At 57.2% G+C, this 13858-nt stretch carries 16 protein-coding genes; 10 read left to right on the top strand and 6 right to left on the bottom strand.

What is annotated here, in order from left to right; all coding sequences use genetic code 11:
• Positions 1 to 2: 2 nt before the first annotated feature.
• From AC1ME2_RS17740 to yacG, 4 genes are read left to right on the top strand one after another with little or no spacing between them, the layout of a single operon-like run.
• The gene (locus tag AC1ME2_RS17740) at positions 3 to 1220 is read left to right on the top strand and encodes a type II secretion system F family protein (protein WP_480435598.1); all 1218 of its coding nucleotides are present in this window, start codon (positions 3 to 5) and stop codon (positions 1218 to 1220) included.
• A 2-nt stretch (positions 1221 to 1222) separates the two neighbouring features.
• Entirely contained in the window at positions 1223 to 2095 is an 873-nt protein-coding gene (locus tag AC1ME2_RS17735) for a prepilin peptidase (RefSeq protein WP_480435597.1), read from the top strand.
• Entirely contained in the window at positions 2092 to 2715 is a 624-nt protein-coding gene (coaE, locus tag AC1ME2_RS17730; protein ID WP_480435596.1) for a dephospho-CoA kinase, read from the top strand. Before AC1ME2_RS17735 ends, coaE begins: the two co-directional genes overlap by 4 nt.
• Positions 2712 to 2915, top strand: a complete 204-nt coding sequence (yacG, locus tag AC1ME2_RS17725) for a DNA gyrase inhibitor YacG (protein WP_480435594.1) — start codon at positions 2712 to 2714, stop codon at positions 2913 to 2915. The genes coaE and yacG overlap by 4 nt, the downstream gene beginning before the upstream one ends.
• 26 nt (positions 2916 to 2941) lie before the next feature.
• Here yacG and AC1ME2_RS17720 read toward each other — a convergent pair whose 3' ends face one another.
• The 4 genes from AC1ME2_RS17720 to AC1ME2_RS17705 all read right to left on the bottom strand — a co-directional run bounded on the left by AC1ME2_RS17720 (position 2942) and on the right by AC1ME2_RS17705 (position 6264).
• A complete protein-coding gene (locus tag AC1ME2_RS17720) occupies positions 2942 to 3640 on the bottom strand; it encodes an energy-coupling factor ABC transporter permease (RefSeq protein WP_480435593.1) in 699 nt (232 codons plus the stop codon).
• Positions 3637 to 4098: a hypothetical protein gene (locus AC1ME2_RS17715; protein ID WP_480435592.1), complete on the bottom strand. Its 462-nt coding sequence runs from the start codon at positions 4096 to 4098 to the stop codon at positions 3637 to 3639. The genes AC1ME2_RS17720 and AC1ME2_RS17715 overlap by 4 nt, the downstream gene beginning before the upstream one ends.
• A 116-nt stretch (positions 4099 to 4214) precedes the next feature.
• Complete coding sequence (gene speB / locus AC1ME2_RS17710; protein ID WP_480435590.1) at positions 4215 to 5174, bottom strand: agmatinase; 960 nt, start codon at positions 5172 to 5174, stop codon at positions 4215 to 4217.
• A gap of 10 nt (positions 5175 to 5184) precedes the next feature.
• Positions 5185 to 6264, bottom strand: coding sequence for an extracellular solute-binding protein (locus AC1ME2_RS17705; RefSeq protein ID WP_480435589.1), 1080 nt, complete (start codon positions 6262 to 6264; stop codon positions 5185 to 5187).
• Between the two features lie 111 nt (positions 6265 to 6375).
• Here AC1ME2_RS17705 and AC1ME2_RS17700 point away from each other — a divergent pair, with 111 nt between their 5' ends.
• From AC1ME2_RS17700 to AC1ME2_RS17685, 4 genes are all read left to right on the top strand, one after another.
• Positions 6376 to 7305, top strand: a complete 930-nt coding sequence (locus AC1ME2_RS17700; protein WP_480435587.1) for a LysR family transcriptional regulator — start codon at positions 6376 to 6378, stop codon at positions 7303 to 7305.
• 547 nt (positions 7306 to 7852) lie between these two features.
• On the top strand, positions 7853 to 8413 hold the full coding sequence (gene folE, locus AC1ME2_RS17695; protein ID WP_480435585.1) for a GTP cyclohydrolase I FolE: 561 nt from the start codon (positions 7853 to 7855) through the stop codon (positions 8411 to 8413).
• Between the two features lie 356 nt (positions 8414 to 8769).
• Entirely contained in the window at positions 8770 to 9072 is a 303-nt protein-coding gene (locus AC1ME2_RS17690) for a transposase (protein WP_480435584.1), read from the top strand.
• Positions 9069 to 9905 (top strand): IS3 family transposase, encoded by an 837-nt coding sequence (locus AC1ME2_RS17685; protein WP_480442189.1) that lies wholly within the window; start codon positions 9069 to 9071, stop codon positions 9903 to 9905. The genes AC1ME2_RS17690 and AC1ME2_RS17685 overlap by 4 nt, the downstream gene beginning before the upstream one ends.
• Before the next feature lie 504 nt (positions 9906 to 10409).
• Here the strand turns inward: AC1ME2_RS17685 and AC1ME2_RS17680 are convergent.
• Together AC1ME2_RS17680 and AC1ME2_RS17675 are read right to left on the bottom strand one after the other, a co-directional pair.
• A complete protein-coding gene (locus AC1ME2_RS17680) occupies positions 10410 to 11756 on the bottom strand; it encodes a glutamine synthetase family protein (RefSeq protein WP_480435583.1) in 1347 nt (448 codons plus the stop codon).
• A 32-nt stretch (positions 11757 to 11788) separates the two neighbouring features.
• On the bottom strand, positions 11789 to 12346 hold the full coding sequence (locus AC1ME2_RS17675) for a helix-turn-helix domain-containing protein (protein ID WP_480435582.1): 558 nt from the start codon (positions 12344 to 12346) through the stop codon (positions 11789 to 11791).
• A gap of 296 nt (positions 12347 to 12642) precedes the next feature.
• Between AC1ME2_RS17675 and AC1ME2_RS17670 the strand changes: the two genes are divergently transcribed.
• Both AC1ME2_RS17670 and AC1ME2_RS17665 read left to right on the top strand, forming a co-directional pair.
• The gene (locus AC1ME2_RS17670) at positions 12643 to 13272 is read left to right on the top strand and encodes a DUF1780 domain-containing protein (RefSeq protein ID WP_480435580.1); all 630 of its coding nucleotides are present in this window, start codon (positions 12643 to 12645) and stop codon (positions 13270 to 13272) included.
• Between the two features lie 11 nt (positions 13273 to 13283).
• Positions 13284 to 13793, top strand: a complete 510-nt coding sequence (locus tag AC1ME2_RS17665; RefSeq protein WP_480442188.1) for an MOSC domain-containing protein — start codon at positions 13284 to 13286, stop codon at positions 13791 to 13793.
• The last annotated feature ends 65 nt before the right edge of the window (positions 13794 to 13858 follow it).

Genomic DNA, 13858 nt, shown 5'->3' with positions numbered 1-13858 from the left:
ACATGGCGACCATAGCAGTCAAAGTCAGTGTTTACGCCTGGGAAGGCATCGACCGGAAAGGCACCAAACTGAAGGGTGAATTAAGTGGGCACAACCCGGCATTAATCAGGGCGCTGTTGCGTAAACAAGGCATCACGCCCAGTAAAGTACGCAAAAAATCCACTTCGATTTTTAGTGCCGGGAAAAAAATCAAACCGCTGGATATCGCCCTGTTTACCCGGCAGATGTCGACCATGATGAAAGCCGGTGTTCCGCTGCTGCAATCTTTCGACATCATAGGTGAAGGCTTTGATAACCCTACGATGCGAAAGCTGGTGGAGGACATTAAACAGGAGGTGGCCGCAGGCAATAGTTTTGCCACGGCGCTGCGCAAGAAACCCCAATATTTCGACGATCTTTATTGCAGTCTGGTGGACGCCGGGGAGCAGGCTGGTGCGCTAGAGACCTTATTGGAAAGGGTCGCGACCTACAAAGAGAAAACCGAAGCGCTGAAAGCCAAAATCAAAAAAGCCATGACCTACCCCATCGCGGTATTGGTCGTAGCCTTTATTGTGTCGGCCATTCTGTTGATCAAAGTAGTGCCACAATTTCAAACTGTTTTTGCTGGCTTTGGTGCAGAGTTACCAGCGTTTACCCTGATGGTGATAGGCCTGTCCCAGTTGTTGCAGGATTGGTGGTGGATCGCCATTGCAGCCGTTGTCGCCGCCGTTTTCAGCTTCAAATATGCACACAAACATTCGCAACGGTTTCGCGACGGACTGGACAGGGGCCTGTTGAAATTACCGATTATTGGCCCGCTTATTTATAAATCGTCGGTCGCCCGATACGCTCGCACACTGTCTACGACCTTTGCTGCCGGCGTGCCCTTGGTCGAAGCGCTGGACTCAGTGGCCAGCGCGACAGGCAATATTGTATTCAAGAACGCGGTACTTCGGGTCAAGCAAGACGTCTCAACCGGCATGCAGTTGAATTTTTCCATGCGCACTACCGGCGTGTTTCCTACCTTGGCCATCCAAATGGCGGCCATTGGCGAGGAGTCCGGATCGCTTGACGGAATGCTCGACAAGGTTGCTACCTATTACGAGGACGAAGTCGACAACATGGTCGATAACATGACCAGCCTTATGGAGCCCTTTATCATGGTGGTTCTCGGCATCGTTGTCGGCGGTCTGGTTGTCGCCATGTACCTTCCCATCTTCAAGCTCGGTTCTGTGGTCTAAACATGCCCCTCCTCGATTTCCTGGCCAGCTCACCGCTGGCCTTTGTTTTATCCACCCTGATCCTGGGCCTTCTGATCGGCAGCTTCCTCAACGTAGTGATCTACCGTCTTCCAAAAATGCTTGAACTCGACTGGAAAACCCAGGCCCGCGAAATACTGGGGCTGCCCGCCGAGCCCATCGGCGCAACGTTCAACCTCATGCTCCCCCACTCCCAATGCCCCCACTGCGCGCACACCATTCGCGCCTGGGAAAACCTGCCGGTCATCAGCTACCTGTTCCTCGGTGGTGAATGCTCCAGCTGCAAAGCCCCCATCAGCAAGCGCTACCCGCTGGTTGAACTCGCCTGTGGTTTGCTCTCGGCCTTTGTCGCCTGGCATTTCGGTTTTGGCTGGCCGGCGGCGGCGATGTTGGTGTTGAGCTGGGGCTTGTTGGCGATGAGCTTGATCGACGCCGAGCATCAACTGTTGCCTGATGCGCTGGTGCTGCCGCTGTTGTGGCTGGGTTTGATCGTGAACACCTTCGGCCTGTTCACCAGCCTGCACGACGCCTTGTGGGGCGCAGTGGCCGGGTACATGAGCCTGTGGCTGGTGTTTTGGTTGTTCAAGCTGGTCACGGGCAAGGAAGGCATGGGGTACGGTGACTTCAAGTTGCTGGCCATGCTGGGGGCCTGGGGTGGCTGGCAGATTCTGCCGTTGACGATTCTGCTGTCGTCGCTGGTGGGTGCGGTGCTGGGCCTGATTCTGCTGCGGTTGCGCAATGCCAAAACCAGCACGCCGATCCCCTTTGGTCCTTATCTGGCCATTGCAGGGTGGATTGCTTTGCTCTGGGGTGGTCAAATAACCGCTTCCTACCTGCAGTTCGCCGGTTTCAAATGACCAACCCTGCTTTCAAACACTGGACTTTAGGCCTTACCGGCGGCATCGGTAGTGGCAAAAGCGCTGCGGCGCAGCACTTTATCGACCTTGGCGTTCATTTGGTGGACGCCGACAATGCCGCACGCTGGGTGGTTGAACCCGGTCGCCCGGCCTTGGCGAAAATCGTCGAGCATTTTGGCGCCAAGGTGCTTCAGCCCAATGGTCAACTGGATCGCAGCGCACTGCGCGGGCTGATTTTTCAAGACCCCGAGCAACGCCGCTGGCTGGAAACGTTGCTCCATCCGCTGATAGGCCAGGAGATAATGAGTTACCTGGCCCGCGCCGAGTCGCCCTATGCGATCCTGGTGTCGCCGCTGCTGGTGGAGTCTGGCCAGTACAAGCTGGTTCAGCGCGTGCTGGTCATCGATGCGCCGGAGCCGTTGCAGATCCAGCGCACAATGCAGCGCGACAACACCAGCGAAGAGCAGGTGCAGGCCATTCTCAAGGTTCAGGCCAACCGCAAACATCGCCTGAGTCATGCCGATGATGTGCTGATCAACGACCGCGATCCCGCGTGGCTGAAAAGCGAAGTCGAGCGCCTGCATCACTTTTATTTAACCTTGCGTGGAGGCCAACCATGAGCAAACCCATGACCATCGACTGCCCAACCTGCGGCGCGCCCGTGGAATGGGGCACTGTCAGCCCGTTTCGCCCTTTCTGCTCTGATCGCTGCAAGCTGATCGATCTGGGCGCTTGGGCTGCAGGAGAAAATGCGATCCCCGTCAGCCCGGATGCCGAAGACGAACTGTTCTCCGGCGATTTACCGTCACGCGAGCAGTGATCAAGCGTGATCGCTGATTGTCACGATCAGCGATCACCCTTGCGCGGCCCCTCATCTTTCCACGGGGCTTGCAGGTAGCGGGTGCGGTTGAACGTCTCAAGCCATTCAGGGCAATAAACCACCAGCGCACTGATCACCATGCCGTTGATGAACGCCTCGGGAAAAATGATCAGCCACAGATAGCCGATAAAATCCTCCAGCCACTCCGGCATGGCGAACAAGCCGTCCCACCACAGCACGCCTAGCCCCAGCAACAGGCACAACAAGGCCGACAATGCAGCGGCTAAAAAGCCTGAGCAGAAGATATACACGAAGGGGTTTTTCGGTTGCGCCCGCTCCACCACGACCGCGCAGGCTTCGGTCACGAGCACCGGCAACACGACTAGCAAAATGCCATTCACGCCCAGCGCAGCAAGATCCTGTCGCCCCAGCGCCACCAAACCCAGCTGCGCCACCAGCCCACCGACAATCGCCAACGGCCAATCAAGCACCAAGGTGACGGCGGTCATACCGATGAAGTGGTACGACACACCGGTATCAAAATCGCGCCGCACCAGCCATAGCAGAAACAGCGCGAAGACCGTCCCGAACAGCAGATGCTGGCGGCGACTGTCGGTAAACAGCTCGACCCACGGCGAACGCCATACCGCCCACAGCACCACGGGCATATACAGCAGCCAGCCAAGGGTCATGGTTGCCGAGGACAGGACGTGCGCGCTGATCATGGCTGATCAAGTGCTGCACGCAACTCATCGGCCGTGCTGAATTGCTGTTCTTTGACTAACTGTCCGTTGTGCAACTGCAGCCATAGCACCTTGTCGGGATCACCGGCGTAACGCGGCACGACCCGGGCTTCGCGATCGAGCATGACCCGATAGGAATAAGCGCGCATGGCGGGCACCGCGAACAGCTTGGCAACCACTGCCGGCATCTTCTGAATATCGGCAACGAATACGGTATGGCGTGCCTCAAGATAACCCTTCGGTTTGCCCTGCAACGCCGCATTCACCACCTTGGCGGCGCCCATGCTCCGGGCGACGAGCAGTGTTTGCGCCTGATCATTCAGGGTATAGGCCTGATCGAACTGATCGAGCAACGTCCATGGCGCCACCTGCTCGCCGACGTCAAGCGCCTGCGCACCCAATGGTAAAAGGCAGAGCACGAGTACCGACCAAAATTTCAAAGGTTTTCTCCTTCCTGAAACGGCATGAATGCATGTTTTGCAGTCTACACCGCCTCATTCGGGCTTTCAGTCGTAACAGATAACCCTGCCTAGTTAACACGCCCGGCGTGGCGCACCTACAGCTTGTGCCGGGCGGTGTACAAGCAAACCATTTCCATGGCGATGGTCGCACCGGCCAACGCAGTCACTTCGGCGTTGTCGTAAGGCGGCGAAACCTCCACCACATCCATACCGACCAGATTGATGCCTCGCAAGCCACGCAGAATCTCTAGCGCTTGATGCGTACTCAACCCGCCGCAGACCGGCGTGCCGGTGCCGGGTGCGAAGGCTGGGTCGAGACAGTCGATGTCGAAGGTCAGGTACACCGGGTTATCACCTACCCGCGCACGGATTAGCTCGGCGATCACCTCCGGCGAGTTGCGATGCACCTGCCGGGCGTCGATCACCTGGAAGCCCATCACGTCATCATTGGTGGTGCGCAGGCCGATCTGTACCGAGCGGGATGGATCCACTAATCCCTGGAGGGCGGCGTGATAAAACATTGTTCCGTGATTAATGCCCTGCACACTGTCGTCGGCATCCGGCCAGGTATCGCTGTGTGCATCGAAGTGCACCAGTGACAGTGGGCCGTGCCTTTTGGCATGGGCCTTGAGCAGTGGATAGCTGATGAAGTGATCGCCGCCCAGGGTCAGCATGGCGCAGCCGGCTTCAAGGATGTGGTCGGCATGCGCTTCGATGGCCGCCGGTGTTTGCTGCGGCCGGCTATGATCGAAGTTGCAATCACCGTAGTCGATGACCGCCAGATGGTCGAAGGGGTCGAACTCCCATGGATAATGGCGCTCCCAGGCACTCTGGATCGAGGCCGCACGGATCGCCCGCGGCCCGAAACGGGTACCTGGGCGGTTGGTGGTGGCGGTGTCGAACGGCACGCCGCTGACCACCAGATCGACGCCGCGCAGATCCCTGGTGTAGCGCCGGCGCATGAAGCTGGTAACGCCGGCGTAGGTGGGTTCGGAATGGGTGCCATACAAACTGTCACGGGTGATGGCCTGGTCGTTACCCTGAAATACTTCCATGTCGGACTCCTCAAATTTTGGTGCGGAACGTGGTCCACAGACGTGAGCGTTCACGCTGCACGCTTAGCGGCAGCAGTTTCTCGCTGAACAACCGTGCACGGACCTCCTGCGACGGATAGATGTCCGGGTCACTGGTGACTGCCGTATCGACCAGCGCCGTGGCGGCCTTGTTGGCGTTGGCATAGAACAGACTATTGGTCAGTGCGGCAATGGACTCCGGGCGCAACATGAAGTCGATAAAGGCCCGCGCGGCTTGCGGGTGTGGCGCATCCACTGGAATCGCCATGGAGTCGAACCAGATCAACGTGCCTTCGCGCGGAATCCGGTAGATCACCTCGAACGGCTGCTTGGACTCACTGGCTCGGGCTGCGGCCGTAGAGGCGTCGCCGTTGTAGACTAGGGTCAGGCAAACCTCGCCTTTGGCCAGGTCGTCGATCTCCCGGCTGCTGTTGACATAACGCAGGTTCGGTTGCAGTTGGGCGAGCAGTTGCTGTACCTGTTTCAGCTCGTTTGCATCAGTGCTGTAGGGCGAGTGGCCGAGGTAGTTGAGCGCGATGCTAATCACTTCCTGCGGAGAATCCAGTACAGCGATGCCGCAATCCTTGAGCTTGCTGGCGTATTCGGGTTTGAACAACAGATCCAGGCTGTTCACCGGCGCATCGGGAATCCGCTTGGCCACTGCCTGCTTGTTGATGCCCAGGCCCACCGTGCCCCAGGCGTAAGGCACCCCATACTGATTACCGGGATCACTGGAAGCCAACTTGAGCAGCAGGTCCTGGTCGAGGTTGGTGTAATGCGTCAACTGCGCGTGCTCGATCGGTTGCACAGCCTTGGCTTTGATCGCCACCGCCAGTGAGTTGGCGGAGGGAAACACCACATCGTAACCACTGCCTCCAGTGAGCAACTTGCTGTCCTGCTCATCGGCGCTGGAGAAGACGTCGTATTTGACCTCAATTCCAGTCTCATTCTTGAAACGCTGTAATACCGACTCCGGGACGTACTCGGACCAGCTGTAGATATTCAACTGCGTATCGGCGGCTTGAGCCCCGACACCCAGCCCCAAGCACAACAAACCCATCAAAGCCCGCATGACATGACTCCTCAGTTAGCAACGGTGCAAGCATCCTATGTCGGCCCATGAATTGAATAAATATGAAGCGTGCTACCTTGGCATTCATCTTCATCAATGTTTGGAACGGCCATGCTCAACCAGGTACGCGACCTTGATCTGCAATTACTGCGCTTGTTTGTCTGCGTGGTGGAATGTGGTGGTTTCAGCGCCGCCCAAGGTGAACTTCGCATTGGCCAGTCGACCATCAGCACGCAGATGGCCAAGCTCGAAACCCGCCTTGGTTATCGCCTGTGCGAGCGCGGCAAGGCTGGCTTTCGCCTGACGCCCAAGGGAGAGTTGGTACTGCAAGCCACGCGCAAGCTGTTCGCCTCCATCGAACTGTTCAAGGGTGAAGCCCAGGGCATGGCCGACAAACTGCTCGGCGAACTGTCTATCGGCCTGTCCGAAGCCCTCGACTCACAGATGCTTGAGTGCGTAGCGCAAGCCATTGGGAGATTTCGTCAGCGCAGCCAGGCGGTGCAAATCGAACTGTTCAGTGCCATGCCCGCCGAGCTGGAGCGCCGCCTGCTGCAGGACCAGCTGCACCTGGCCATTGGTTACTTCTCCGGCCAGCAAAGCGCGCTCAGTTACCAACCGCTGTTCAACGAACAACAACGGCTGTATTGCGGCAAGGGTCATCCGTTGTTTGGGGCACCCTGTCCCAGCCAGGCACAGCTCGACGCCTGTGACAGCGTGCACCACCCCTACCGCTTCATCAGCGCTGCCGAGCCATTCCTGCCCAGCCACAGCAGCGCACGCACCGAACAGATTGAAGGTAGCCTGACCTTTATTCTTTCTGGCGCACACATCGGCTACCTGCCCCGTCATGTCGCAGCGCCCTGGGAAGCCCGCGGCCTGCTACAGCCGCTTGGGCCGGAAACGCTGGGGTTCAATGTGCAGTTTCATCTGACAAGTCACTGCGGCCGCCAGCCGAGCGAGGCCCAGCAAGCCTTGGTTGAAGACCTGATGATGGCGTTCGCCGACAGGAAGACTCCCCCCGTCTTCGACACCGCGCTGTAGCGCAGCAAACTGGGTTCTGTACACTTCCGATGGAGGCATTTTCTTAAACTGTGGCGAGAAATGCCAAGTTTTCACACAGTCTGCGTGGCTCAGTCAGGGATTTTGCATTTACCGGTGGCGTTGCAGCGCCTGGCGCCTTCAGGGCGAGGTAACCCTGCAAGATGTGGCCGCAATAAGCTGAATTCTCATGTGTAAACCATGACTGTCACGCCGTAAAATATTGTACGCAATTAGCGATAAATCCTCATTTTGTACAAGTATATTCGCTTATTTCGAGGATTTATCGCCAAATAATTGTACAAATAATTATTTTTCGTATAACTTTTTATCCGGAGGGCAGCTGGCAAGATGTCGTACTGGTCAGGTACCCAGCACTGCGCCACTGCCCTCCTCCTGTCATCAACCTTAAGCGAACATCCCGCTGACTGCTGCGCCAAGCCCAGCTTCATCCCGCTGTTGCCCCAACACCTCCGAGTCCAGCCCCCTTCATGAATCTTCAGCATTTAAAGACGCTTATCAAAGGCCGAGCCTGCAAGGACGCTATTCAATGAATGACCAACTGCCTAATCAGTACCGTGAGATTCTCTCGGCCATTGGCGAAAACCCGCAGCGAGAAGGCTTGCTCGATACGCCGAAGCGTGCGGCCAAGGCGATGCAATACCTGTGTAACGGCTATGGAAAAAGCCTTGAAACCGTGGTCAACGGCGCACTGTTCAGCTCTTCAAGCGATGAAATGGTGATCGTCCAGGACATTGAGCTCTACTCGCTGTGCGAACACCATTTGCTGCCTTTCATCGGCAAGGCTCACGTGGCCTACATTCCTACCGGCAAAGTGCTGGGGCTCTCGAAAATCGCACGCATCGTTGATATGTACGCGCGGCGTTTGCAGATCCAGGAAAACCTCACCCGACAGATTGCCGAAGCAATACAAGAGGTCACCCGTGCCGCCGGTGTAGCGGTGGTGATCGAGGCCAAGCACATGTGCATGATGATGCGCGGGGTTGAGAAGCAGAACTCGGTGATGAACACATCGGTCATGCTGGGCGCATTCCGTGAATCCAGCACGACCCGTCAAGAGTTCCTGCAGCTGATCGGACGACGCAAGTAAGCGCGCAGGCGTCGAGCATCTGCACCGGCCCGTCAATCTGATGATGGCGTTCGCCTACAGGAGGGCTCCCCCCGTCTTCGACGCCGCGCTGTCGCGCAGCAAACTGTGAGATCGTGATGTGTCAGTTGAGCCGCCTTCGCAGCCAGCCTCTTCGCAGGCAAGCCTGCTCCCACAGTTGATCTACTACGTCAGAAAATAATCACCCGTCTTCGACGCCGCGTTGTCGCGCAGCAAACGGGGTGTTTGGTTCTCTCTGAATTCCCGTGGGAGCAGGCTTGAACTGGCCTAATGATTCTGGACACCTTCATCGGGCGCTATGATGGCGCCCAAATCAGAGGTGTAAATTGACTAAAGCCATGCGGGTTTCCTACTCCACCGAGTTCAAGCTCAAGGCTGCTGCCTTGGTGTTGGACGAGAATAAGTCTGTCCAAGATGTCTGCGCCAACATGAATATCGGTCTGACCGCACTGCGTCGGTGGGTTGATCAGTTGCGCAAGGAGCGTCAGGGAAAAGCGCCAGTCGGAACCAAGGCAATCACACCTGAGCAAAAGCGTATTCAACATCTCGAAGCCCTTCTCAAGCAAAAAGACATGGACATCGAAATCTTAAAAAAGGCTGGTGCTCTCCTGCTGTCGGACTCCAAAGATCGTTTGTACTGATCGAAGGGCTGGGCGAGCATTACGGCATTAAACGTTGTTGCCGGGTATTGGAAGTCAACCGCAGCAGCTTCTATGACTGGCTCAGTCGTCGTGGCCGAGTTAACAAGCAACGAGAGCAGCTCAAGGTCGCCGCCGTTAAAATACATACAACTTCACGAGGGGCTGCGGGCACAAGGATGCTGTCCAAGGCGTTGCAGGCGCAGGGTCATCAGGTGGGACGTTACATGGCCCGCAGCTTGATGAGGGAGGCCAATATCGTCAGTCATCAACGTCGACCGCACAAGTACAAGTCCTCCGGTACAGAAGCGCTGATAGCTCCCCATGAGCTCAAACGCAAGTTCAAGGTTGAGGCCACGAACCAGGTATGGCTCGGCGATATAACGTACATAAAAGCCGGTAAACGATGGTTGTATTTGGCGGCTGTATTAGACCTGTATGCCCGTCGTATCGTGGGCTGGGCGCTATCGATGATCTCCGATGCCACGCTGGCCTGTGAGGCGTTGAAGATGGCTGGCGAGCTTCGGGGACGGCCTAAGCAAGTTCTGTTTCACTCGGATCAGGGTTGTCAGTACACCAGCCACAAATTTCGCGACGAACTGACAGCGCTGGAAATGGGGCAAAGCATGAGTCGTAAAGGCGAATGCTGGGATAACGCACCTATGGAGCGTTTTTTTGGAAGCTTGAAGTCAGAGTGGGTACCCCCTGAGGGCTATGCCACGGAAGCAGAAGCGCGAGCTGATGTAATGAGCTATTTGATGTACTACAACCGCACCAGACTCCACAGCTATAACGGTTATCAATCACCGATAGCTATGGAGCAAATGGCGGCGTAAACCTTAACAGGTGTCCAGAATTACTTGACCAGTTCAGCTTGCCTGCGATCGGCCCGGGGTCGCGTCCGACCGAAGCAGTCGCAAGTGGGGTGGCGCCGATGTCGCAGGAAGGCCCTTCGGGTCGAGCGCGACCCCGGCTTATCGCGGGCAAGCGCGCCCCCATCAAACAACCTGTAACTATTTGAAAAATAAATAAAATTTTAAGACAAACGCTGATCCCTGTAGGAGCTGCCGAAGGCTGCGATCGCCCCGGGGTCGCGTCCGACCGGGAACCGGTCGTTTTCTTGAGACCGCTGAAGGTCGTACCGGTCGCCCGCGACCCCGGCCTATCGCAGCCTTCGGCAGCTACAGGACCCAGTTTGCTGCGCGACAGCGCAGCGTCGAAGACGCGGCGATGCCTCCTACAGGGGATCAGCGTTTGGCTGAAAATTTAATAACATTTATTATTTATTTATCAATCACTTATAGGTTATTCGACAGGGCACAACAACCGCCAGCCGTCGTTTACAGGTACCAGCGGTATTCCCGTGCATTGATCTCTTGCATGAAGGCCAAATGGTCCTGGCGTTTGTTCTCGCAGTAGACATCGACAAACTCTGCACCCAGGCCCTCGCGCAGCTGTGGCTGATGCTGCATGGCGCGCACCGCTTCGAGCATTTCCAGCGGGAAGTCGATACCACTGCTGCGGTCTTCGTTGAGCGATGTGATCGGCTCCCGGCCGGCTTCCAGGCCTTGTTCCAGCCCAACCAAAATCGCCGCCAGAACCAGATACGGGTTAGCGTCAGCGCCAGCCAGGCGATGCTCGATCCGCAGATTTTTCGAATCCGAGTCGGGAACCCGTAAGCAGGCATCGCGATTCTCAAAACCCCAGCTGGCTCGCGTCGCCACGTTCACCGTGCCACCCAAACGGCGCATTCCATTCTGGTTCGGCGCGAAGATCGGCATGCAATGCGGTAGCAGCTCCAGGCAACCGGCCACCGCATGGCGCAGCGCCTGCTGATGGTTAGCGGCCAGCAGATTATTGCCCTGCGTGTCGTAGAGGCTGACATGCACGTGCATGCCGCTGCCCGGGTGCGACAGGTAGGGCTTGGCCATGAAGCTGGCGCGATAGCCGTGCTTAAGGGCGACACCACGCGTGCTGCGGCAAAACAGCGCCGCCCAGTCGGCGGCACGCAGGCCGTCATCGAGGTGACCAAAATTGATCTCGAATTGACCCGGACCCAGTTCGGCAGTGATCACCGTGGTATCGATGCCCTGGGCCCGCGCCGTCTCGACCATCTCATCGAGCACCGGGGCAAAACGCGACAGCCGTTCGATGTGCATATTCGGCTGATCATCAGCATCGTCCGTCAACAGATCGCGGGGGAATTGTGGCTGACCATCGCGCAGCTGTTTATCGAACAGATAGAACTCCAGCTCGAAGGCCACCACCGGGTGAATGCCCTTGCCGCGCAGCCGTGCCAGTACCTGCGCCAGGACTTCCCGTGGCTCGAAGACGATCGGCTTCTCAGTGCCATCCGAGGTAATCAGCATCTGCCCCATGGGCTGTGCTTCCCAGCTCACCGGTTTGAGCGTGCCGGGCACCAAACGGCGGACCGCATCCGGGTCGCCGTCGTTGAAACAGTAGTCGCCGATTTTGAACAGTCCGCCCTGCGCACCCAGCAGCACGCAGTTCTGCGGCAGCTTAAGGGCACTGCCAGCGGCAACCTTCTCGAGCATCTCCAGCGGATAGCGCTTGCCGTAAAAATGCCCGGGAATGTCCAGGGAAATCAGGTCGACGTAACGCACCTCGGGGTAGCGTTGGCGAAAAGCACGAACCTCAGCCAGCAGATCAGAGCACGCAGCATCCATTGTTGTTCTTCCTTTGATTTTTGTCGGTGTTATCAGGTGTAAACCCAGAGAACGCGGGTGAGCTGATCCGTGAGGTTGCCGTAGCGACAATGGGCATGGCTGGCCAGTTGAAAACTGTCGCCGGGGTACAAGGTGACTGGCGCCTCGTCATCCTTCAGCCACAGCGTCAACTCGCCTTCCAGGACATAGCCGCCCTGCTCGGAGCTGTCGCTCAAGTGCCGCTCGCCACTGCTGGCACCGGCCTCCAGTTGGCTTTCGAGCATGGAGAAGGCGGCCTTCATCTTCGGCGAGACCAAAATGTCGGTAATCCCGTTGGCGTAATACAGTGTGCGTCGCTCATCCGGCCGGGTAACCCAAGGCAGCTCCTTGGGTTTAGATAAACTGTAAAAATAGGTGGTCGGCACCCCAAAGGTTTCGCTGATCGCCGTCAAGTCCGCCACGGTGGGCCGTGACAAGCCACGCTCGACTTGCGAGAGAAAGCCGACGGAACGGCCGATTTTGTCTGCCAGTTCCTTTAGGGTGTATTTTTTGTGCTTGCGTAGATCGTGAATAAGGATCGCCAAGGCGGCGATTTCTTCTTGTTTGTTCATGCCAGGCGCTCCAAAAGGTGAGCGTAATAGCGGGCAACGCGCGGGGTTGATTGCTGAAACATACAAACGCCTGTGAAATTATTCTTTTATAATTTCATGAAAAACTATCATTTAAATTTCACGCACGCAACACTCCATCCCGGCCACTCAAACAAACAGCCTCTTCGAACCTGAGCCCTGAAGGCGGATGAGCCTCAAACCTTTGCCGTTAGCCTGACGCCGCAGACAGGGGTTACTCGGCAAAAAGTCCGATAGACTTTATTTTTCAGTATCAAAATGAACGCTAAGCTTGGTCCATGGATGACTCAGACTATTTACGCCTGCTTACGATTCAGGCCGAACAAGCCAACGCGTTCCTCTCCAATGCGCGAAAGTGGGAGCGTGAGCGTTGGGTTTGCCAGCGTTTGCTCCAAGGCCTGAACATCCCGCACCGTAATGAAGACTTCGCCCCGGCCGGGCAAGAACCGCCGGACGTGCTGTTTCGCGACGCCAGTTTCGAAGTGTTCTTTGTGCTCGACGAAGGTCGGCGCCTGAACGATGAGTGGCGCGAAGAATTACAACGGCGGCGCAGTGCGTTTTCGTTGAGCCAACTCGTGCGGCGCGAGGCGAAACCCAAGCGCATCGCGGCCCATGAATTGTTGCAGCGCCTGGCACCCACTTTGCGTAAAAAAGCACACAACTACGGCGAACGAGGGCTGGATCTGGGCGAACTGGACATCATTGCCTTTGCCAGTCTCAAACGTGAAGTGCTCGACCTGAACAGCCATTTCCCGCCGCCCACGGAATACCTGCGCCAAGGCTGGCGCTCGTTATCGCTGGTCGGCCCGACCTTCGCCCGCGTGCTGTTCGCCCACCCGGATGCGCCAGACTTTCTGCGAACCAACCTGGGTCGCAGCGTCGTTTTTGATGTTGGAATCAGTTTATGAACCCGTTACACATGAGCCCGCTGCAAGCATTGCTGGCCGACGTCCCTCAGCAAGGCCAAGTGCGCTGGATCGGCGTGCGCCCCGAGTCCCGCGTCGACATGATCGAGCTTGAGGCGGTGGAAGCCCGCCGCGAAGCCGGTTTGACTGGCGATCACTCGCGGCCAGGCCCGCGTAACGCACGGCAAGTGACGCTGATCCAGTGGGAGCATTTGGCCGTAGTCAGCTCGTTAATGAGTCGCACCGAGAAAAACCCCATCGTGCCCCAAGACCTGCGACGCAATCTGGTGATCAGCGGCATCAACCTGTTCAGCCTCAAGGGTCGGCGCTTCAGAGTGGGTCAGGCCATTCTGGAAACCACGGGCTGGTGCCAACCCTGCGCCCGGCTCGAACAACGACTGGGACACGGCACTTTCCAGGCCGTACGCGGCCATGGTGGAATAACCGCAAGGGTGCTACAAAGCGGAATCATTCGCCTGGACGACGCCCTTTGCGTCGAACCCCTTGAGCTCATTCAAGCCTGACGCTCAGACAGTCTGACTTTCACGACTACACTCCCACCCACGTATTTTCGCCTATCCCATGAGGC

It is taken from the genome of Pseudomonas sp. ASL9 (assembly GCF_056680335.1).
The sequence above is the reverse complement of the archived record's forward strand: the minus strand, read 5'-3'. Positions and strand labels throughout refer to the sequence as shown.